Here is a 19,477-nt window from a genome sequence, read left to right on the forward strand (position 1 = left end):
TCTTGCGTTCGAATCCGGTGCTGCCAAGGCTCGTCTGCTTCATGGCGTTACTGTCTCATCCAAGGGGCGCTGCACGGGGGGTTTGCAGATTTTCCCTAGAATGGAACCGCTCGCCTGAAAGGCTCTGCCATGGACACTCTCTCCCCGCCGCTGGCCGCCGTGCGCGAGCGCATCGCCCGACTGCGCGATGCGCTGGACCAGCACGGCGTGGATGCCGTGCTGGTGCCCTCGAGCGACCCGCATCTGTCGGAATACCTGCCCGAGCGCTGGAAAGCACGCGAGTGGTTGAGCGGCTTTACCGGCTCGATGGGCACGTTGGTGGTCACGCGCGACCATGCCGGGCTGTGGGCCGACAGCCGCTACTGGGTGCAAGCCGAAGCCCAGCTGGCCGGCACCGGCATCGTGTTGATGAAGCTCACCAGCGGCGCGAGCACCCAGTACATCGACTGGCTGGCCACCCATCTGCGCGCAGGCCAAACCCTGGCCGTGGACGGCGAGGTCCTGGCCTTGTCGGCCTCGCGCGCCTTGCGCGCCGCCTTGGAGCCCCGCGGCATCCGCGTGCGCACCGACCTGGATCTGCCCGGGCGCATCTGGCCAGAGCGCCCCGCCCGTCCCAACCCGCCGGTGTATGAGCATCGCGCCCCGCAAGCCCCACTGAGCCGTCGCGACAAGCTCGCCGCGCTGCGCCGCAGCCTGCAAGCCCATGACGCGCAGTGGCATGTGCTGTCCACGTTGGACGACATTGCCTACCTCTTCAACCTGCGCGGCGCCGATGTGTCCTACAACCCCGTCTTCATCGCCCATGCCCTGGTAGGGCGGGAGACGGCCACGCTGTTCCTGGACCTGCCCAAAGTCGATGACGCTCTGCGCCGCACGCTCGAAGCCGACGGCGTGGAGTTGGCCCCGTATGAACAGGCCCGCGCCGCCCTGGCAGCGCTGCCGGCGGACTGCACCGTGCTGATCGACCCGCGCCGCATCACCTTGGCCTTGCGCGAGGCCCTGCCAAGCACGGCGCGTGTGATCGAAGCCACCAACCCCACCACCTTGGCCAAGTCGCGCAAAACCCCGGCCGAAGCCGATTTCATCCGCGCCACCATGGCACAAGACGGGGCCGCACTGGCCGAATTCTTCGCCTGGTTCGAGCAGGCCCTGGCAGCTGGCCAGCGCCTCACCGAGCTCGATATCGATGAACGGCTCACCGAGGCGCGTGCCCGGCGCGAAGGCTTCGTCAGCCCGAGCTTTGCCACCATCGCCGGCTTCAATGCCAATGGCGCGATGCCGCACTACCGCGCCACGCCGCAATCTCATGCGGTGATCGAGGGCAGCGGCTTGCTGCTGATCGACTCGGGCGGCCAGTACCTCGGCGGCACCACCGACATCACCCGTGTCGTGCCGGTGGGCAGGCCCACGCCGGCGCAGCGGCGCGACTTCACGCTCGTGCTCAAAGCCATGATGGCCCTGTCGCGCGCGCGCTTCCCGCGCGGCATCCGCTCCCCGCTGCTGGATGCGATTGCCCGCGCGCCGCTGTGGGCCGAGGGGCTCGACTACGGCCACGGCACCGGCCACGGCGTGGGCTATTTCCTCAACGTGCACGAAGGCCCACAAGTGCTCAGCGTGCACGCGCCGGCCGAGGCACACACCGCGATGGAGCCCGGCATGATCACCTCCATCGAGCCCGGGCTGTACCGGCCCGGCCAGTGGGGCATCCGCATCGAAAACCTCGCCTTGAACATCGAAGCCGGCCGCACCGAGTTCGGCGAATGGTTGGCCTTCGAGACGCTCACACTGTGCCCCATCGACACCCGCTGCATCGAACCCTCGTTGCTGCGCGAAGACGAACGCGCATGGCTCGATGCCTACCACGCGACGGTGCGTGAGCGCGTAGGCCCGCTGGTGCAAGGCGCAGCAGCCCGCTGGCTGGCCGAGCGCACCCAGCCCTTGCCGCGCTGAACGGCAACGGCCGCTCCCGCAAGCGCCACCCCCGCAAGCGCCACTCTTCCACGCGCCGATCGCAGCCACGCGCCGCCAGCGCCCCCGGCGCCCCCCCCCGCGGGCCTCTTGCCCCCGGCGGTCAGGCGCGGCATGCGGCGCGCCGGTGCCACGGCTTGGGGTGTCAAGCCTTGCATCATGCCCCAGCTTGGCCCGTCTGGGGAGAGCGGCCGCGTCCCGACTTCGGGAATTGCGTCACCGTCTTGTCACGCCCGGCCCCGAGGAGCACACTGAGCCCAGGCATCCTCGCCTGGGCCGCCCCGCCCCGGGGCCGGGCTCTGACTCCCTTGGAAAGGAGGTTCGAATGAATCTGACGATCAGTGGACACCACTTGGAAGTGACCCCCGCGCTGCGCGAGTACGTACTGACCAAGCTCGACCGGGTCACCCGGCATTTCGACCAGGTGGTGGACATCAACGTGCTGCTGACGGTCGAAAAACTCAAGGAAAAGGAGCGACGCCAGAAAGCCGAGGTCAACCTGCACGTCAAAGGCAAGGACATCTTCTGCGAAACCGCCCATGAGGACCTGTACGCCGCGATCGACGAACTCATGGACAAGCTCGACCGCCAAGTCGTCAAGCACAAGGATCGTCTGCAAGACCATCACCACCACTCGCCCAAGCGCCTCAATGGCGACATGGGAGGGCCAATCACTTAAGTGATCGCTTACACCAATTCCAATCCGGCGGCCTGGGGGCCGCCGTTTGCCATTTCACCGCAGGGCCGACATGACTTGCTGCAATGCAGCAAGCCGTGCACAATGCCTCAGCTCGTCGGGGAGCGCGCTCTGTACGCCACCGGGCCGCTTCCTATAATCCATTGTTTTGTCACGAAGACGCGAGGGCACAGGTTGACCCCAACCGCCAAGCCCGGCGCGGTGACCACATGAACCGTCTCGCAGCCATCCTCCCGGCCAGCAATGTGCTGGTGAACGTGGACGCCACCAGCAAAAAGCGGGTCTTCGAGCACGCCGGCCTGCTGTTCGAGAACCAGCATGCCATCGCCCGCGCCACCGTGACGGACAATCTCTTTGCCCGCGAGCGCCTGGGCTCGACCGGTTTGGGCCATGGCGTGGCCATCCCGCATGGCCGCATCAAGGGCTTGAAGAACCCGCTGGCGGCCGTCTTGCGCGTGCAGCAGCCCATCCCCTTCGATGCGCCGGACGACGAGCCCGTCAGCCTGCTGATCTTCCTGCTGGTGCCCGAAGCGGCCACCCAGCGCCACCTGGAAATCCTCTCCGAGATCGCCGAGCTGCTCAGCGACCGCGAACTGCGCGAGCGGCTCAAGACCGAAGCCGACCCGGCCAAGGTGCACGAGCTGATCTCCAACTGGGAACCGCTGAAATCGGTGGCCTGAACCCCGGCCTGGTCCGCACGGGGCCGGTGCCCCCACACCGCTTGGGGTGACAGCCCCCCGGAAATGCTGTTACAACCCGCCCCATGAAACCCACCGTCATCAGTGCCGAGGCCCTGTTCGAGGCCCACCGAACCGCGCTCAAATGGCAGTGGATCGCCGGCCACGCCCACCCCGAGCGCCGCTTCGACGAAGTCGCCGTGCGCGATGCTCAGTCGGCGGCCGATCTCGTGGGCTACCTCAACTACATTCATCCGTATCGGGTGCAAATCGTCGGCCGGCGCGAGGTCGACTACCTGGCCAATGCTCAGCCCGAGGACCAGGCCCGCCGCATCGCCCGCATCGTGACCCTCGAGCCGCCGGCCCTGGTGGTGGCCGACGGCCAAACCCCGCCCGACCAACTCGTGGCCATGTGCGAGCGCGCCGAGATTCCGCTGTTCGTCACGCGGGAGTCGGCCGGCTTCGTCATCGACGTGCTGCGAAGCTACCTGTCGCTGCACTTCGCCGAACGCACCACCCGCCACGGCGTGTTCATGGACATCCTTGGCTTGGGGGTGTTGCTCACCGGAGAATCCGGGCTGGGCAAAAGCGAGCTCGGCCTGGAGCTGATCTCGCGCGGCAACGGGCTGGTGGCCGACGATGCGGTGGATCTGTATCGCGTCTCGCAAACGGCCATCGAAGGCCGTTGCCCCGAGCTGCTGATGAACCTGCTGGAAGTGCGCGGCATCGGCCTGCTCGACATCAAAGCCATCTTCGGCGAGACCGCCGTGCGCCGCAAAATGCGCCTCAAGCTCATCGTGCACCTGGTGCGCAAGGAAACGATGGAGCGCGACTTCGAACGCCTTCCCTACGAACCGCTGTACGAAGAGGTGCTGGGCCTGCCGATACGCAAGGTGGTCATCGCCGTGGATGCCGGCCGCAACCTGGCCGTGCTGGTCGAAGCCGCCGTGCGCAACACCATCTTGCAGCTGCGCGGCATCGACACCTACAAGGAATTCATCGAACGCCACCAACGCGCCATGGCGCGCGACGACATGGGGAGCTGAGCACCGAGGAGCACCGAGCCCGGCGCGCCGCGCTCAGCGCTCGCCGTGCTGCCCCTTGCAGCCCTCGCGGCCGCACACCACATACAGGGCCAGCGAGTGGTCCTGCAGCTCGTAGCCTCGCTCTTGGGCGATTTGCTGCTGGCGACGCTCGATCTCGGGGTCGTAAAACTCTTCGACACGGCCACACACCACGCACACCAGGTGGTCGTGGTGCTTGCCTTCGTTGAGCTCGAAGACGGCCTTGCCAGCCTCGAAATGATTGCGCGACAGCAAACCGGCCTGCTCGAACTGCATCAGCACCCGGTACACCGTGGCCAGACCGATGTCCGAGCCCTCGGCCAGCAAAGCCTTGTAAACATCCTCGGCCGTCATGTGGCGCATCGTGCCCTTGTGGAAGATCTCCAAGATCTTCATGCGGGGCAACGTGGCCTTCAGGCCGCTGCTTTTCAGTTCTTCCAGAGTCGACATGAAGCACTCCGCAGACTTGTGGACCTTCGGCGCGCTGCGAAGCGCCGGCATCGTGCTGAGTAGAATCTTTGCATCATATCGGGCTTGCCCGCACTCGTCCGCCCTCTCCTGAGAAACCCTGATGACCCAAGCTGTTCGTCCCGCCCTTGCCGCCCTTGCCCTGGTGTTGCTGGCCGGCTGCGCCACGCGCGACGAAGGCGCCTTGCTGGGCGTGTTCACCCCCTACCGCGTGGAAGTGGTGCAGGGCAACGTGGTCACCGCCGAAATGGCCCGCGCCGTGCGCCCCGGCATGAGCCGCACCCAGGTGCGCGAGATCCTGGGCTCGCCGCTGTTGACCGACCCCTTCCATGCCGACCGCTGGGACTACGTGTTCGCGATCCGCCGCCCTGGCACCGAGCCGCAGACCCGCCGCGTCACCGCCTATTTCGAGGGCGAGCGCCTGGTGCGACTGGAGGCCGACGATCTGCCCACCGAGCAAGCCTTCGTCGCCTCGATCGACAACTTTCCCAAGCCGCGGCGCCTCCCGGTGCTGGAGCTCAGCGACGAACAGCTGCGCCAGCTGACACCTCCGCGCCCGGCCGAAGCCAACGCCCCCGCGCCGACGACCGAGCCGCCGGCACGCAGCTACCCCCCGCTGGAGCCCGAGGTCCGTTGAGGCCTGCGGTCCCCGGCCTTGTGTCCCTGCCCCTTTGCCTTTTGTCCCGACGAGCCTTCCCATGACCCACCCCATCGCCATTGCCGGCAGCTCCGGCCGCATGGGCCGCATGCTCATCGAAGCGGTGCTGGCCAGCGACGACTGCCGCTTGGTCGGCGCCTTGGACCGCGCCGACAGCCCGGCCCTGGGCCACGACGCCGCCGCCTTCCTGGGCCGCAGCAGCGGCGTGCTCATCGGCGCGGATGTGCGCGCCGGCCTGAAAGATGCGCGCTACCTGATCGACTTCACCCGCCCGGAGGGCACGCTGGCGCACCTGCAGGTCTGCCGTGAACTGGGCGTCAAGGCCGTGATCGGCACCACGGGCTTTTCCGAGGCCGAGAAAGCCGAGATCGCGCGCATCGCGCAAGACATCGCCATCGTGATGGCGCCCAACATGAGCGTGGGCGTCAATGTCGTGCTCAAGCTGCTGGAGACTGCCGCCAAAGCGCTGGCGCAGGGCTACGACATCGAAATCATCGAAGCCCATCACCGTCACAAGGTGGACGCGCCCAGCGGCACGGCCTTGAAGATGGGCGAGGTGGTCGCCCGTGCCCTGGGCCGCGACCTGTCGCAATGTGCGGTCTACGGCCGCCAGGGCGTCACCGGCGAGCGCGACCCGTCCACCATCGGCTTTGCCACCGTGCGCGGCGGCGACATCGTGGGCGACCACACCGTGCTGTTTGCCGGCACGGGCGAGCGCATCGAAATCACGCACAAGTCCAGCAGCCGCGCCACCTATGCTCAGGGCAGCCTACGCGCCGTGCGCTTCCTGGCCACCCAGCAGCGCGGCCTGTTCGACATGGCCGACGTGCTGGGCCTTCAATGAGTACGCCGTCTTTCCGCACCATGAGCACCGAGACCACGCCTTACGATCCCCGCCAGGTCGAGGCCGCCGCCCAGGCCCACTGGCAAGCCCGCGACGCCTACCGCGTCACCGAGGACACGAGCCGCAAGAAGTTCTATGCCTGCTCGATGCTGCCCTACCCTTCGGGCAAGCTGCACATGGGCCACGTGCGCAACTACACGATCAACGACATGTTGACCCGCTACCTGCGCATGAAGGGCTACAACGTGCTCATGCCCATGGGCTGGGACGCCTTCGGGCTGCCGGCCGAAAACGCGGCCATCAAGAACAAGGTGCCGCCGGCGCAATGGACCTACGCCAACATCGCCTACATGAAGCGGCAGATGCAAGCCATGGGCTTGGCCATCGACTGGTCGCGTGAAATCGCCACCTGCTCGCCCGACTACTACAAGTGGAACCAGTGGCTGTTCCTGAAGATGCTGGAGGCGGGCATTGCCGAGCGCCGTACGCAGGTGGTCAACTGGGACCCGGTGGACCAGACCGTGCTGGCCAACGAGCAAGTGATCGACGGACGCGGCTGGCGCTCCGGCGCGCTGGTGGAAAAGCGCGAGATCCCGGGCTACTACCTCAAGATCACGAACTATGCCGAAGAGCTGCTGGACCATGTGCAGCACCACCTGCCCGGCTGGCCCGAGCGCGTGCGGCTGATGCAGGAGAACTGGATCGGCAAGAGCGAAGGCGTGCGCTTTGCGTTTCCGCACGAGATCCGCGATGCCACGGGCGCGCTGATCCAAGACGGGCGGCTGTATGTGTTCACCACGCGCGCAGACACCATCATGGGCGTGACCTTTTGCGCCGTGGCCCCCGAGCATCCGCTGGCGGCCCATGCCGCAGCGACCAATCCCGCGCTGGCGGCCTTCATCGAACGCTGCAAACAAGGCGGCACCACCGAGGCCGAGCTGGCCCTCAAAGAAAAAGAGGGCATGCCCACCGGCCTGACGGTGCAACACCCGCTCACTGGCGAGGCTGTGCCGGTGTGGGTCGGCAACTACGTGCTGATGAGCTATGGCGACGGCGCGGTCATGGGCGTGCCCGCGCACGACGAACGCGACTTCGCCTTTGCGAAGAAATACGGGCTGCCGATCAAGCCCGTCATCGCCGTCGAAGGCGAGACCTATTCCACCGAGGCCTGGGCCGAGTGGTATGCCGACAAGCAGCGCGGCCGCTGCATCGATTCGGGCGTGCTCGATGGCCTGCCCTACCAAGCCGCGGTGGACAAGGTGGCCGAGCTGTTGGCCGCCAAGGGCCTGGGCGAGAAAAAAACGACCTGGCGCTTGCGCGACTGGGGCATCAGCCGCCAGCGCTACTGGGGCACGCCGATTCCCATCATCCACTGCGAAGACTGCGGCGCCGTGCCAGTGCCGGAGAAAGACTTGCCCGTGGTGCTGCCCGAGGATCTGATCCCGGATGGCTCCGGCAACCCTCTGAACAAATGTGAAAGCTTCCTGAAGGTGGACTGCCCGCGCTGCGGCAAACCCGCGCGCCGCGAGACCGACACGATGGACACCTTCGTGGACAGCGCGTGGTACTTCATGCGTTACTGCGACCCGAAACGCGACGACCGCATGGTGGCCGAAGGCGCACAGTACTGGATGCCGATGGACCAGTACATCGGCGGCATCGAACACGCGATCCTGCACCTGCTGTACGCGCGCTTTTGGACCAAGGTGATGCGCGATCTGGGCCTGGTGAAGGTGGACGAACCCTTCACCAAGCTGCTCACGCAAGGCATGGTGCTCAACCACATCTACTCGCGCCGCACCGACAAGGGCGGCATCGAGTACTTCTGGCCACACGAGGTGGACAACGTCTACGACGAGCAAGGCCGCATCACTGGGGCCAAGCTCAAGCGCGACGGCTCGGCCGTGACCTACGAAGGCGTGGGCACGATGAGCAAGAGCAAGAACAACGGCGTGGACCCGCAGGACCTGATCGACCGCTATGGCGCCGACACCGCGCGTCTGTTCACGATGTTCGCCGCCCCCCCGGAAGCCACGCTGGAATGGAACGACGCCGGGGTGGAGGGGGCCCACCGCTTCCTGCGCCGCGTCTGGAACTATGCCCAGGCGCATCGCGACCTGCCCGCCAAGATGCTGATGCCAGGGCTGGCCACCGAGATCGTCTGGAATGCCGCCCCGGCCGAGGTGAAGAAGCTGCGCCTGGAAATGCACCGGCTGCTGCAGCAGGCCACCCACGACTATGAGCGCATGCAGTACAACACCGTGGTGTCGGCCTGCATGAAGATGCTCAATGCGTTGGAGGCTTTCGATGCCCGTGCCCATGCCGATGCCGACTATGCCGCCTGGGCCGTGGGCGAAGGGCTGGGCATTTTGCTGCGCGTGCTCTACCCGGCCTGCCCGCACCTGACCCACGCGTTGTGGAGCCAGCTCGGATACGCCCAGCGCTGGGGCGACCTGCTGGATGCCCCCTGGCCGTTGGTGGACGAAGCCGCCTTGGTGCAAGACGAAATCGAGCTCGTGCTGCAAATCAATGGCAAGCTGCGGGGGGCGATCAAGGTCGCCGCCGATGCCGACCAGGCGACCATCGAAGCCGCGGCGCTGGCCACGCCGGAGTTCGCCAAGTTCGGCCAGGGCAAGCCGGCCCGCAAGATCATCGTGGTGCCTGGGCGTCTGGTGAATGTGGTGGTCTGACTCCCCGGTGGCGCGCCGCTCGGCGCTGATGCTGGCGGCCGCCGGCTTGATGGCCGGCTGCGGGTTTCGGCTGCGCGGCGCCACCCGTCTGCCCTTTCGCAGCCTGCGCCTGGGCTTCGACCCGCTGTCGCCCATGGGCCAGGAGCTGCGCCGCCAGCTTGCGGCCGTGCCGGATGTGCGGCTGGTGGACGACCCACGCCAGGCCGAGGCGGTGTTCGAGGTGCTCGAAGATGGTTTCCGGCGCGGCGTGGGCAGCCGCACCGCGGCCGGCCAGGTGCGCGAACTGACGCTGCAAGTGCGGCTGCGCTTTCGCCTGCGTCGGGCCGACGGCGAGATTTGGCTGGACGAAACGCAGTTGTCGCTGGCCCAAACGATGAGCTACGACGAGACCGCCGCGCTGGCCAAAGAAAGCGAAGAGATGCAGCTGCTGCGCAGCATGCGTGAAGACCTCGCCGCCCAAGTGATCCGGCGCTTGGCCGCGCTGCAGCGCTGAGCCTCGATGATGGAAGTCCGCCTCGATCGGCTGGCCGCGCACCTGCGTCAGGGCTTGCGCGGCTTGTACGTCCTGCATGGCGACGAGCCGCTGCAGATGCAGGAAGCCAGTGACGCGATCCGCGCAGCCGCCCGCGCGGCCGGCCATGGCGAGCGCCGCGTCTACACCGTGGTGGGGCCTCACTTCGACTGGTCGGAGCTGCTGGCCGGGGCCCAGGCGCTGTCGTTGTTTTCCGCCCGGCGCCTGGTGGAGATCCATCTTCCCAGCGGCAAGCCGGGCAAAGACGGCAGCCAGGCGCTGCAACGTTATGCCCAAGCCGTCGCCGAGGGCCAGTTCGGCGAGGACGTCGTCACGCTGGTGCTCTTGCCGCGGATGGACAAGACCACCCGGGCCAGCCCCTGGTTCAGCGCTTTGGAAGCCGCCGGGGTGAGCGTGCGCATCGACCCCATCGAGCGCCAGGCGCTGCCCCAGTGGATCGCGCAACGCTTGGCCGCCCAGGGCCAGCGGGTGGCCCCGGGCGAGGCCGGCCAGCGCACCTTGGCCTTCTTCGCCGACCAGGTGGAAGGCAACTTGCTGGCCGCTCACCAGGAAATCCAAAAGCTCGGTCTGTTGTACCCGAAGGGCGAACTCAGCTTCGAGCAGGTCGAGGCCGCCGTGCTCAACGTGGCGCGCTATGACGCGTTCAAATTCACCGAAGCGGTGTTGGCCGGACAGGTGGCCCGCGCGCTGCGCATGCTCGATGGCTTGCAGGCCGAAGGCAACGCCGCGGTGCAGGTGCACTGGGCTTTGGCCGAAGACATCCGCGCGCTCCAGCGGGTCAAGGCCGCCGTGGCGGCCGGGCGCCCGCTGCCCATGGCCTTGCGCGACAACCGGATCTGGAGCAGCGCGAAGGAAAAACTCTTCGAGCGCGTGCTGCCCATCCTGACCGACACGGTATTGCAGGGCTTGCTGCACGCCGCGCAGATTTGCGACGGGCTGACCAAAGGGCTGCCCCACCCCCACTGGCCTGCGGACCCCTGGCAAGCGCTGCGCCGGTTGACGCTGATGCTGGCCGAGTCCTGCGCGGGCGTCACCCGCCCGGCCACACCGGGCAGCACACGCGGCTTGGCGCTGCGCCCCTTGCAAGATCCAGGGCCGTGAGCCCCATGGGCCGGCGGCAACGGCGCCTCAAGACAGGGACTCCAGCAGCGCACGCACCCGCTGCAACGCATGCCGCGTGGCCGCTGCGCGCACCTGGGTGCGGTCGCCACTGAACCGCCGGCACTCGGTCTCGACCAAGTCTTGCCCGCAGGCCCAGGCAAACCACACCGTGCCCACGGGCTTGCCGGGACGGCCGCCGCCCGGGCCGGCGATGCCGGTGATGGCCACACCGACCTGGGCGCCCGAACACTGCAGGGCCCCCAACACCATGGCCATGGCCACCTCGCGGCTGACCGCGCCATGCCGCTCGATCAAGGCGGGCGGCACGCCCAGCGCGTCGCTCTTGGCCTGGTTGGAATAGGTCACATAGCCGCGCTCGAACCACTCGCTGGAGCCGGCCATCGAGGTGCAGGCCGCCGCCACGAGCCCGCCGGTGCAGGATTCGGCGGTCACCAGGCGCCAAGCCCGCTGCGTCAAGCCCTGGGCGAGCGCTTCCAGCAGGGATTCCAGGGCCTGCACTTCGACGAGCCGATCCAGTCCGAGGCTGTCCATCACGCGGTGACGAAAACCCACAGCGCAATCACCAGCAAGGTGCACAGCGCTGCAACGATGTCGTCCCACAGAATACCGAAGCCGCCACGCCAGCCGCCCCCCTTGAATGCGCGGTCGGCCCAGCCGATGGGGCCCACTTTGAGGGCATCGAAGGCCCGAAACAGGATGAACGCGGCCAAGTGACGCGACCACAGCGCCTCGCCCGAGGCGGGCGTGACCACCCACAGCACCGCCCAGAACGCGAGAATTTCGTCCCACACGATGCAGCCTGGGTCCTGGCTGCGCAGGTGGCGCGCCGTGACGGTGCAGGCCCACCAGCCCACCAGGGCGCCCAGGACGAGCACGGCGGCCCAGTGCCGGTCGGACAGCCAAGGATCGAGCACGACGAAGCTCAGCCAAGCCCACAACGTCCCCACGGTGCCCGCCGCCCAGGGGCTGAGCCCGCTGCCAAAGCCCAGCGCGACCAGGTGCGCAGGATGCGACCACAGGAAGCGCACGGTCGGACGCACCGGGCCTGCCGGGGCGCCGGGGGGGTTCAAGTCGGTAGAAGCCAAGGTCACGATCGAAAATGGTCAAAAGAGGTCCACACATTGGGCACGGGCTGGCCCTGCGCATCCACCAGCCGCAGCCCGGGTTCGGGCTCGATGCGACCGATGCGGCTGACGGCCACGCCGGCGGCTCGTGAGGCCTGTGCCACGGCCTGCCGCTGCGCCGGCGCAGCCGTGAACAGCAGCTCGTAGTCATCGCCGCCGGCCAAGGTGCACAAGCGCTGCAGCGCCAGCGGCTGGGCGGCCAGCTCGGCGCTGCGCGGCACGGCATCGACCTCCAAGCAAGCGCCGCAGCCCGAGCGCTGCAACACATGGCCGAAGTCCCCCAACAGCCCGTCGGACAGGTCGATCGCGCTGCTGGCCACGCCGCGCAAGGCCAAGCCCAGCGCCACCCGCGGCTGCGGGCATTCCATGGCCAGACGCACACGCTCGAAAGCCTCCCCCGGCACATTCGCAGTGCCGCGAAACACTTCCAGCGCCAGCCGCGCATCGCCCAAGCAACCGCTGACGTACACGTCATCGCCGGGCCGCGCCCCGCTGCGCAACAAAGCCTGACCGGCAGGCAGCTCGCCGAAGATGCTGATGTTGATCGCCAGTGGCCCGCGCGTGGTGTCGCCCCCGACCAGCTCACAGCCATGGGCGTCGGCCAGCGCGAACAGCCCGCGCGCGAAACCGGCCAGCCATTGCTCGTCGGCCTGCGGCAAGGCCAGGCTGAGCGTGAAGGCCAGCGGTCGCGCCCCGCAAGCCGCCAAATCCGACAAGTTCACCGCCAGAGCCTTGTGCCCCAGGCGCTGCGGGTCCACCGTCGACAGGAAATGCCGCCCCTCGACCAACAAGTCGGTGGAGGTGGCCAGCTGCTGCCCCGGCGACAGCGACAGCAAGGCACAGTCGTCGCCCACGCCCAGCACGGCGCGACGCACCGGACGCGCGAAATGGCGCGCAATCAGTTCGAATTCACCCAAAGACATGCTCAGGCCAGCGGAGGTGTCGGCAACTGGCGCAGCAGATTGGCCAGCTCGACGGCGGATTTCACCTCCATTTTCTCGAACACCCGGGCGCGATGGACCTCGACGGTGCGCACACTGATGTCCAGCTCGTCGGCGATGAGTTTGTTGGGCCGGCCCTCCACCACCAGGCGCATCACCTCGCGTTCGCGCTCGGTGAGTTCGGCCAGGCGGCGATGGATGCCTTGCACGGCGCGCAGTTGCGCCAGCGCCTCGGCGCTGCGCGCCAGGGCCTGCTCGACCCGGTCGACCAGGGCATTGTCGGAAAAAGGCTTCTCGACGAAGTCGAACGCGCCGCGCTTGACCGCGGCCACGGCCGTGGGCACGTCGGCATGGCCCGTCAGAAAGATCACCGGCATGGCCTCCACCAAGCCCCGCTCGATCAGCCGGTCGAACAGCGCCAGGCCGCTCATGCCGGGCATGCGCACATCCAGCAGCAAGCAGCTCGGTTCCCGCAGATCCAACGGACCGGAAATGCGCCGCTGGTCCAGAAAGGCCTCGAACTCTTCGGCCGAGGCATAGGCCTCGGACAGCAGTCGGCGCGAACGCAACAGCCAAGCCAGTGCGTCACGCAGCACGTCCTCGTCATCGACGAGGTAGACGGTCGGAATGCCGGCATCGGCAGATACGGTCATGGCGTGGGCTCCTGACGATAGGGAGGCTGAACACTCGCGCCGCGGCGCGAGGCCGCACGTTCGGCCGGCAAGGTGAAACGAAACTCGGTGCCGACTCCCTGCCCGAGATTTTCGAACACTAGCGCGCCGCCGTGCTGCTCGATCACCGTGCGGCACAGGCTCAAGCCCAGCCCCATGCCTTCGCTGCGCGTGGTGAAAAAGGGCGTGAACAAGCGCGCGGCCACTTCCGGGGCAATGCCTGGGCCCTGATCGATCACCGAAAATCGCACCCAGCGCGCATCGGTCTGACGCACTTGGATGCGCAAGACGCGGCGCTCCAGGGGCTCGGTCTCCATCGCTTGAATGGCGTTGCGCGTCAGGTTGAGCAACACCTGCTCGACCATGGTGCGGTCGCACACCACACGCGGCACGGGCGAGGGCCAATCCAGCTCGATGCGCGTGCCGCTCTTGCGAGCTTGCAGCCGCACCAGCGGCATGACCGCGTCGATCAGCTGATCCACGCGCAGCGCCTCGCGGATTTGCTCGCGACGGCGCACGAAATCATGCACGCTCTTGATCACCCGGCCCGCACGCTCGGCCTGCTCGGCAATGCGTTGCAGGGCCTGCAAGATCATGGCCTGCATGTCCGCATCGATCGGGCCGCTGCGCATCAGGTTCACCGACCCCGTGGCATAGCTGGAGATGGCCGCCAGCGGCTGATTGAGTTCGTGGCTGAGCAGCGAGGCCATCTCGCCCACCGTGGCCAGCCGCGCCGTGGCCTGCAGCCTTTCGTGCTGCTGACGCGAGAGCTCCTCGACGCGTCGCTGGTCGCTCAGATCGACCACAGCGCCCATCCAGCCCGCTTGCCGGCCTTCGCGGTCGACCAGCGGGGCTTCGTAAATCATCACCGGAAAGCGCTCGCCATTGCGACGCATGAACGTGGTCTCGTAGCCCTCGCGCGGCGGCAACGTGCCCGATAGGCGCACCTGTTGGCGCTGCGTGTATTCCTGCACCATCTCCGGCGGCCAGTACGGCGGCGCGTCCGCGCCGACGGTTTTGCCAATGAGCTCATGCGGCTCGAAGCCCACCATCGCGCAAAAGGCCGGGTTGACATAGGTGATGCGACCGTCCAAATCCCGCGCGCGCAAGCCCGTCACCAAGGAATCCTCCATGGCCTTGCGAAAGGCCAGCGCCTCGGCCAGGTCCTGCTCGGCCCGCGCCCGCCGACGCACGTCGCGCGCCAACAGCACCACCACCACCGCCAAGGCCAACGACAAGCCCAGCACCAAGGCCACCGTCAGGTTGGGAATCAGCGCCGGACGGCCCGCCCCGCTGTCCAGACGCAGTTGCAGCGTGGTACCGGGCAGATCGATCAGGCGCTGAGCCACGAACACGCCTTGGCCACGCGGACCCGCACCGGCCAGCGCCAGACGCGTGCCATCGCCTTCCACGAAGGTCAGCTCGTGGCCTTTGGCCGTCTCCGGTGACACAGCCTCCGACAGCAGGCTCTGCAGCGCATAAGAAGCCACCATGAATCCCGCCAAGCGCCCCTGTTCCAGCACCGGCACGCACACATCCAGGATTTCCAGGCCCAAGCCGCCGGGCTGCGGCACGAAATAGCTGCGCGAATAGGCCGGCCCCGACAGCCGACGCGCGTTGGCGCAGGCCACATCGGCATCCATACGCAGCTCTTCGCGCGCAATCACGGTGAATACCGGCGCCCGATAGGGGCTGTCCACGCTCGACAGCAGACGGAAGTCCAGGTCGCGCCGCTCGATGCGCACCAACTCACGGCGGGCCCGCAACAGCTCGGTCGCCCCGGTGCGCCATTGCGACAACGCCGGTTCGTTCCAAGACAAGGCCTGCAGCGATTGCAGGTTGCGCGCCAAGCTTTGGCGCACCTCGCCGGCGGCCTCGACGGCCGCCCGCTCGACACGGTCTTGGGCACGGGCGGCTTCGTACTCGATCGTGAGCTTGACCAAGGCGGTCTGCGCCACCACCAGCAGCGTCACCAGCGCCCCCCACAGCAGGAGGCGACGCCAAGGACGCGTCCGGACATTGGGAGCCAACTCGGAGGACATCATTTGATTTTCGGTCCGGCTTGGACACGCCGCGAGCCACCGGCTCAGCGCCGTCCCAACTATCGCCGGGCACACGCCCGATCGATGTACGCACTTTCGCGAATCCGAGTCCGCTGCGAGCTTTGCCACACTGGCTGCGATGCGGCCTGTGCATCAGGCCATGCGACAAACGCACGCCGGCCGGCCGCCCCCCTCCTACAATCGTGGCCCACCGGGGCGGCCAACCGCGCCCCGCGGGGCTGCCCACGGATCCACCGAGCTCACAAGGGAATCACCATGTCGTCCGCCGAAGACAAACGCGTCGAACTGCGTCAGGCTGCCCTCGAGTACCACGAGTTCCCCTCGCCCGGCAAAGTCGCCATTGCCGCCACCAAGCAACTCATCAACCAGCGTGACCTGGCCCTGGCCTACTCGCCCGGGGTGGCGGCAGCCTGCGAAGAAATCGCCGCCGACCCGGCCAACGCCTTCCGCTACACCTCGCGCGGCAATCTGGTGGCCGTGGTCACCAATGGCACGGCCGTGCTGGGCCTGGGCGACATCGGCCCCCTGGCGGCCAAGCCGGTGATGGAAGGCAAGGCCGTGCTGTTCAAGAAGTTCGCCGGCATCGACGTCTTCGACATCGAAATCAACGAAAAGCACGACCTGGACAAACTGGTGGACATCATCGCCGCCTTGGAGCCCAGCTTCGGCGGCATCAACCTGGAAGACATCAAGGCGCCGGACTGCTTCTACGTCGAGCGCAAACTGCGCGAGCGCATGAAGATCCCGGTCTTCCACGACGACCAGCACGGCACGGCCATCGTCGTGGGAGCGGCCATCCTCAATGGTCTGAAAGTGGTCGGCAAGGATCTCAAACAGGTCAAGCTGGTCACCTCCGGCGCCGGCGCGGCCGCGCTGGCCTGCCTGAATCTGCTGGTCAAGCTGGGCATCCCGCGCGAGAACATCTGGGTCACCGACATCGCCGGCGTGGTCTACCAAGGCCGCACCGAGCTGATGGACCCCGATAAAGCGCAATTCGCCCAGCCCACCACGATGCGCAGCTTGGCCGAAGTGATCGAAGGCGCCGACATCTTCCTCGGCCTGTCCGCCGGCGGCGTGCTCAAGCCGGAGATGGTGGCCAAGATGGCGCCCAAGCCCCTGATCCTGGCGCTGGCCAACCCCACGCCCGAGATCCTGCCCGAAGAGGTCAAGGCCGTGCGCGACGATGCCGTCATGGCCACCGGCCGCACCGACTACCCCAACCAGGTCAACAACGTCCTGTGCTTTCCCTACATCTTCCGCGGAGCGCTGGACTGCGGGGCCACCACGATCACCGACGAGATGGAAATCGCCGCGGTGCACGCCATTGCCGAACTCGCTCAGGCCGAGCAAAGCGAAGTGGTGGCCGCCGCTTATGCCGGTGCCACGCTGAGCTTCGGGCCCGAATACCTGATTCCCAAGCCCTTCGACCCGCGGCTGATGATGCGCATCGCGCCGGCCGTCGCTCAGGCTGCGGCCGCCTCCGGCGTGGCCACACGGCCCATTGCCGATCTCGATGCCTATCGCGAAAAGCTGCAAAGCTTCGTCTATGCCTCGGGCACCACGATGAAGCCCATCTTCAACGTCGCCAAACGGGCCAAGAACAAGCGCATCGTCTTCTGCGAAGGCGAGGAAGAGCGCGTGCTGCGTGCCGTGCAAGTCGTGGTGGACGAACACCTGGCCCGCCCCACGCTGATCGGCCGCCCCGAGGTGATCAAACAACGCATCGAGCGCTTCGGCCTGAGGCTGCAACAAGATCGCGACTACGACGTGGTCAATACCGAGTACGACCATCGCTACCGCGACTACTGGCAGACCTACCACCGCATGACCGAGCGCAAGGGCGTCACCCAGCAACTGGCCAAGATCGAGATGCGCCGGCGCCTCACGCTCATCGGCGCCATGCTGCTGCACAAAGGCGAAGTCGATGGCATGCTGTGCGGCACCTGGGGCACCACGGCCATGCATCTGCACTACATCGACCAAGTCATCGGTCGGCGCACCGGCGTCAACACCTATGCCTGCATGAACGCACTGCTGCTGCCGGGCCGGCAGGTCTACTTGGTCGACACCCACGTCAACTACGACCCCACGGCCGAGCAACTCGCCGAAATCACCGTGCTGGCCGCCGAAGAAATGCTGCGCTTTGGCATCCAACCCAAGGCCGCGCTGCTGTCGCACTCCAACTTCGGCTCCAGCAACCAATCGTCGGCGGTGAAAATGCGCCAGGCCCTGGAGCTGGTCCGCGCCCAGGCCCCCTGGCTCGAAATCGACGGCGAAATGCACGGCGACGTGGCGCTGGACGCTGCCGCCCGCAAGGCCCTGATGCCCAACAGCACGCTGTCGGGCGAAGCCAACTTGCTGGTGCTGCCCAACATCGATGCGGCCAACATCAGCTACAACCTGCTCAAAACCGCCGCCGGCGGCGGCATCGCCATCGGGCCGGTGCTGCTGGGCGCGGCCAAGCCGGTGCACATCCTCACCCCCTCGGCCACGGTGCGCCGCATCGTGAACATGACCGCCCTGGCGGTGGCCGATGCCAACGCGGGCCGCTGAGCGCCCCCGCGCCTGAAGCGGCCGAGCCCCCCGGCCCCGGCGCCGGCACGCCGGGGCCCCTCGGAAGCTTGGGGGCTAGCATCCACAGGCCCAAATACGTCAGCGATCACTTACTTTTGTCAAGTCCAAAGCCCTCTAGATTTGCTGAAATTTGAGGCACAACCTTGTGGATTTTGGGCCGATTGGCTACGATAACGGCTTCAGGATTCAGGGAAAACCCGTGGCAACCGCTGCAAGGTCACTTCGGTGGCAGTCACTCCGAAAGTTAGGAGTCACTACCGCCGCAGTGCTGGCGATGGCCCTGGGTCACGGCGATGTCACGGCCCGGAACGCTGCGCCGGGCCTGAAAGCAGATACCGATGTGGTCGCCTTGAGCGACCTGCCCCGTCAAGCCCAGGACACCCACCGGCGCATTCTTGCCGGCGGCCCCTTCCCCTACGACAAGGACGGGACCGTGTTCCTCAATCGCGAGCGGTTGCTGCCGCCCAAGCCGCGCGGCCACTATCGCGAATACACGGTCAAGACCCCGGGGGTGAAGCATCGCGGAGCAAGGCGCATCGTCTGCGGTGGCCAGCCCCCCACGAAGCCTGAGGTCTGTTACTACACCGATGACCACTATGCGAGCTTTCGCCGGATCATCGAATGAAGCTCTTTTGAAGCAACGAGGATCGTGACCATGCTTTTGCAGACCGTCCGTCCGAACATCGTCCAATCCATCCGGGCCTTCCGGGTGGAGGATCTGATGCAGGCCGCCCGAGACACCGGTCAGCATTTCCTGTATGCCAACCTGGCCAAAGCCCAGACCAAGCAGGAAGTGCTGGAAGGCATCGCCGAGGCATTTCTGTTTCCGACGCACTTCGGCAAGAACTTCGATGCGCTCTACGACTGCATGACCGATCTGGTCAACAAGTCGGGGCCGCAGCCGGGCTTCATCGTGGTGCTCGAACAAATCCCCGACAACCCCCGTTTCGACCGTGAGGCGCGCGAGCAATTGCTCGACGTCTTCCGCGACGCTGCAGACTTCTGGGGCGATCGCAAAGTGCCTTTCAGGTGTTTCTATTCTTTTCTGTAGCCCGCTCCCAGGAAATTGGGTCATGGGAGCGGGCGAACGAGATGGCCCACAGCGAAATCGCCGTCAAGCCGGCGGCCAAGACCAGCAAGTCCTCCGGCCCCAGCTTCGGTCCGCACATGCCGCTGATGAGCAGCGCCTTCGACACCTCGGCCTGGTTGGCGGCGGCTTGAAGCCCCCCACCGGTGCACAGCAACGAGCGGCTCCTTGGGAGCCGCTCTTTTTTTCTGCCGGGGTCGGTTGAGCCCGACCTGCGCAGACCGTAACCGCCTGCAAACCGAGGCAACGGTTTGTAAAACCTTGGAATGCTGGCTTTTCAAGAGGTCTGGAGCTTGT

19 protein-coding genes are annotated in these 19,477 nt (G+C 66.9%); 13 read left to right on the forward strand and 6 right to left on the reverse strand.

What is annotated here, in order from left to right; translation table 11 throughout:
• Positions 1-129: 129 nt before the first annotated feature.
• The 4 genes from CTA01S_RS14945 to hprK all read left to right on the forward strand — a co-directional run bounded on the left by CTA01S_RS14945 (position 130) and on the right by hprK (position 4,388).
• Entirely contained in the window at positions 130-1,950 is a 1,821-nt protein-coding gene (locus tag CTA01S_RS14945) for an aminopeptidase P family protein (protein WP_062196706.1), read from the forward strand.
• 343 nt (positions 1,951-2,293) lie between these two features.
• On the forward strand, positions 2,294-2,647 hold the full coding sequence (gene hpf, locus CTA01S_RS14950; RefSeq protein ID WP_062196707.1) for a ribosome hibernation-promoting factor, HPF/YfiA family: 354 nt from the start codon (positions 2,294-2,296) through the stop codon (positions 2,645-2,647).
• Between the two features lie 227 nt (positions 2,648-2,874).
• Entirely contained in the window at positions 2,875-3,345 is a 471-nt protein-coding gene (locus tag CTA01S_RS14955) for a PTS sugar transporter subunit IIA (protein ID WP_019560644.1), read from the forward strand.
• Between the two features lie 83 nt (positions 3,346-3,428).
• Complete coding sequence (hprK, locus tag CTA01S_RS14960) at positions 3,429-4,388, forward strand: HPr(Ser) kinase/phosphatase (RefSeq protein WP_019560643.1); 960 nt, start codon at positions 3,429-3,431, stop codon at positions 4,386-4,388.
• Between the two features lie 33 nt (positions 4,389-4,421).
• Here hprK and fur read toward each other — a convergent pair whose 3' ends face one another.
• Positions 4,422-4,856 carry a ferric iron uptake transcriptional regulator gene (gene fur / locus CTA01S_RS14965; RefSeq protein WP_026330138.1) on the reverse strand — a complete coding sequence of 145 codons (435 nt, stop codon included), beginning with the start codon at positions 4,854-4,856 and terminating at the stop codon, positions 4,422-4,424.
• 121 nt (positions 4,857-4,977) lie between these two features.
• Here fur and CTA01S_RS14970 point away from each other — a divergent pair, with 121 nt between their 5' ends.
• From CTA01S_RS14970 to holA, 5 genes are all read left to right on the forward strand, one after another.
• Positions 4,978-5,511, forward strand: a complete 534-nt coding sequence (locus CTA01S_RS14970; RefSeq protein ID WP_062196708.1) for an outer membrane protein assembly factor BamE — start codon at positions 4,978-4,980, stop codon at positions 5,509-5,511.
• Between the two features lie 61 nt (positions 5,512-5,572).
• Entirely contained in the window at positions 5,573-6,376 is an 804-nt protein-coding gene (dapB, locus tag CTA01S_RS14975) for a 4-hydroxy-tetrahydrodipicolinate reductase (RefSeq protein ID WP_019560640.1), read from the forward strand.
• Positions 6,377-6,396: 20 nt separating this feature from the next.
• Positions 6,397-9,066 (forward strand): leucine--tRNA ligase, encoded by a 2,670-nt coding sequence (gene leuS / locus CTA01S_RS14980; protein WP_062196709.1) that lies wholly within the window; start codon positions 6,397-6,399, stop codon positions 9,064-9,066.
• Positions 9,053-9,559, forward strand: a complete 507-nt coding sequence (locus tag CTA01S_RS14985) for an LPS-assembly lipoprotein LptE (RefSeq protein WP_083932421.1) — start codon at positions 9,053-9,055, stop codon at positions 9,557-9,559. Before leuS ends, CTA01S_RS14985 begins: the two co-directional genes overlap by 14 nt.
• 9 nt (positions 9,560-9,568) lie before the next feature.
• Positions 9,569-10,699 carry a DNA polymerase III subunit delta gene (gene holA / locus CTA01S_RS14990; RefSeq protein WP_062196710.1) on the forward strand — a complete coding sequence of 377 codons (1,131 nt, stop codon included), beginning with the start codon at positions 9,569-9,571 and terminating at the stop codon, positions 10,697-10,699.
• Between the two features lie 27 nt (positions 10,700-10,726).
• Here holA and CTA01S_RS14995 read toward each other — a convergent pair whose 3' ends face one another.
• The 5 genes from CTA01S_RS14995 to CTA01S_RS15015 are packed head-to-tail and all read right to left on the reverse strand — an operon-like array spanning position 10,727 to position 15,501.
• Complete coding sequence (locus tag CTA01S_RS14995) at positions 10,727-11,251, reverse strand: CinA family protein (protein WP_019560636.1); 525 nt, start codon at positions 11,249-11,251, stop codon at positions 10,727-10,729.
• Positions 11,251-11,811 (reverse strand): phosphatidylglycerophosphatase A family protein, encoded by a 561-nt coding sequence (locus CTA01S_RS15000; RefSeq protein WP_062196711.1) that lies wholly within the window; start codon positions 11,809-11,811, stop codon positions 11,251-11,253. The genes CTA01S_RS14995 and CTA01S_RS15000 overlap by 1 nt, the downstream gene beginning before the upstream one ends.
• Positions 11,808-12,767: a thiamine-phosphate kinase gene (thiL, locus tag CTA01S_RS15005; protein WP_019560634.1), complete on the reverse strand. Its 960-nt coding sequence runs from the start codon at positions 12,765-12,767 to the stop codon at positions 11,808-11,810. The genes CTA01S_RS15000 and thiL overlap by 4 nt, the downstream gene beginning before the upstream one ends.
• Before the next feature lie 2 nt (positions 12,768-12,769).
• The gene (locus CTA01S_RS15010; RefSeq protein WP_019560633.1) at positions 12,770-13,438 is read right to left on the reverse strand and encodes a response regulator transcription factor; all 669 of its coding nucleotides are present in this window, start codon (positions 13,436-13,438) and stop codon (positions 12,770-12,772) included.
• Complete coding sequence (locus CTA01S_RS15015; RefSeq protein WP_062196712.1) at positions 13,435-15,501, reverse strand: two-component system sensor histidine kinase NtrB; 2,067 nt, start codon at positions 15,499-15,501, stop codon at positions 13,435-13,437. Before CTA01S_RS15015 ends, CTA01S_RS15010 begins: the two co-directional genes overlap by 4 nt.
• Before the next feature lie 273 nt (positions 15,502-15,774).
• Here CTA01S_RS15015 and CTA01S_RS15020 point away from each other — a divergent pair, with 273 nt between their 5' ends.
• The 4 genes from CTA01S_RS15020 (at position 15,775) to CTA01S_RS16960 (ending at position 19,314) form a co-directional block, all read left to right on the forward strand.
• Entirely contained in the window at positions 15,775-18,072 is a 2,298-nt protein-coding gene (locus CTA01S_RS15020) for an NADP-dependent malic enzyme (RefSeq protein WP_062196713.1), read from the forward strand.
• A gap of 295 nt (positions 18,073-18,367) precedes the next feature.
• The gene (locus CTA01S_RS15025) at positions 18,368-18,718 is read left to right on the forward strand and encodes a guanyl-specific ribonuclease (protein WP_019560630.1); all 351 of its coding nucleotides are present in this window, start codon (positions 18,368-18,370) and stop codon (positions 18,716-18,718) included.
• Positions 18,719-18,748: 30 nt separating this feature from the next.
• On the forward strand, positions 18,749-19,144 hold the full coding sequence (locus tag CTA01S_RS15030) for a barstar family protein (RefSeq protein ID WP_019560629.1): 396 nt from the start codon (positions 18,749-18,751) through the stop codon (positions 19,142-19,144).
• A 41-nt stretch (positions 19,145-19,185) separates the two neighbouring features.
• Complete coding sequence (locus CTA01S_RS16960; protein ID WP_019560628.1) at positions 19,186-19,314, forward strand: hypothetical protein; 129 nt, start codon at positions 19,186-19,188, stop codon at positions 19,312-19,314.
• The last annotated feature ends 163 nt before the right edge of the window (positions 19,315-19,477 follow it).

Origin of the sequence: Caldimonas taiwanensis NBRC 104434 (assembly GCF_001592165.1) — a bacterium.
Classification (GTDB): Bacteria; Pseudomonadota; Gammaproteobacteria; order Burkholderiales; family Burkholderiaceae_C; genus Caldimonas; species Caldimonas manganoxidans.

Bases quoted from the DNA above. Each gene is read 5' to 3' on its own strand.
- thiL (WP_019560634.1), bottom strand. From the start codon at position 12,767: ATGTCTTTGGGTGAATTCGAACTGATTGCGCGCCATTTCGCGCGTCCG.
- hprK (WP_019560643.1), top strand. From the start codon at position 3,429: ATGAAACCCACCGTCATCAGTGCCGAGGCCCTGTTCGAGGCCCACCGA.
- CTA01S_RS15010 (WP_019560633.1), bottom strand. From the start codon at position 13,438: ATGACCGTATCTGCCGATGCCGGCATTCCGACCGTCTACCTCGTCGAT.
- CTA01S_RS14985 (WP_083932421.1), top strand. From the start codon at position 9,053: ATGTGGTGGTCTGACTCCCCGGTGGCGCGCCGCTCGGCGCTGATGCTG.
- CTA01S_RS15030 (WP_019560629.1), top strand. From the start codon at position 18,749: ATGCTTTTGCAGACCGTCCGTCCGAACATCGTCCAATCCATCCGGGCC.
- CTA01S_RS14955 (WP_019560644.1), top strand. From the start codon at position 2,875: ATGAACCGTCTCGCAGCCATCCTCCCGGCCAGCAATGTGCTGGTGAAC.
- leuS (WP_062196709.1), top strand. From the start codon at position 6,397: ATGAGCACCGAGACCACGCCTTACGATCCCCGCCAGGTCGAGGCCGCC.
- CTA01S_RS15015 (WP_062196712.1), bottom strand. From the start codon at position 15,501: ATGATGTCCTCCGAGTTGGCTCCCAATGTCCGGACGCGTCCTTGGCGT.
- hpf (WP_062196707.1), top strand. From the start codon at position 2,294: ATGAATCTGACGATCAGTGGACACCACTTGGAAGTGACCCCCGCGCTG.
- CTA01S_RS15025 (WP_019560630.1), top strand. From the start codon at position 18,368: ATGGCCCTGGGTCACGGCGATGTCACGGCCCGGAACGCTGCGCCGGGC.
- CTA01S_RS15020 (WP_062196713.1), top strand. From the start codon at position 15,775: ATGTCGTCCGCCGAAGACAAACGCGTCGAACTGCGTCAGGCTGCCCTC.
- CTA01S_RS16960 (WP_019560628.1), top strand. From the start codon at position 19,186: ATGGCCCACAGCGAAATCGCCGTCAAGCCGGCGGCCAAGACCAGCAAG.
- dapB (WP_019560640.1), top strand. From the start codon at position 5,573: ATGACCCACCCCATCGCCATTGCCGGCAGCTCCGGCCGCATGGGCCGC.
- holA (WP_062196710.1), top strand. From the start codon at position 9,569: ATGGAAGTCCGCCTCGATCGGCTGGCCGCGCACCTGCGTCAGGGCTTG.
- CTA01S_RS14995 (WP_019560636.1), bottom strand. From the start codon at position 11,251: ATGGACAGCCTCGGACTGGATCGGCTCGTCGAAGTGCAGGCCCTGGAA.
- CTA01S_RS14970 (WP_062196708.1), top strand. From the start codon at position 4,978: ATGACCCAAGCTGTTCGTCCCGCCCTTGCCGCCCTTGCCCTGGTGTTG.
- fur (WP_026330138.1), bottom strand. From the start codon at position 4,856: ATGTCGACTCTGGAAGAACTGAAAAGCAGCGGCCTGAAGGCCACGTTG.
- CTA01S_RS14945 (WP_062196706.1), top strand. From the start codon at position 130: ATGGACACTCTCTCCCCGCCGCTGGCCGCCGTGCGCGAGCGCATCGCC.